The sequence below is a fragment of the Parvimonas sp. M20 genome (assembly GCF_035282425.1).
Taxonomy (GTDB): Bacteria; Bacillota; Clostridia; order Tissierellales; family Peptoniphilaceae; genus Parvimonas.
On sequence record NZ_JAYKBQ010000235.1, the window covers coordinates 1 to 253 of the forward strand.

At 64.8% G+C, this 253-nt stretch carries 1 protein-coding gene; it reads left to right on the top strand.

Annotated elements, in window-relative coordinates; genetic code table 11:
• On the top strand, positions 1-253 hold a 253-nt coding region (locus VJI93_RS09085; RefSeq protein ID WP_442954003.1), incomplete at both ends, for a hypothetical protein.

Below are 253 nucleotides of genomic sequence, written 5' to 3' on the forward strand. Positions count from 1 at the left end.
GGATCCGGCAAGCGAGGTGAAGACGCTGCGCGTTGCGCGGCGGCTCGCCGACATTGCCGACGTGACGGTTCGAACCAGCTTCCTGGGGGCCCATTCAGTTCCTCCGGAGTGGAAGGCGGACCGGGCCGGCTATATTAATCTGGTGGCCGGGGAGATGCTGGATGCGGTCGCTCGCGAGGGCTTGGCCGATGCCGTCGACGCCTTCATGGAGTCGATAGCATTCACTGCGGACGAGGTGCGGCGGGTGTTTTTG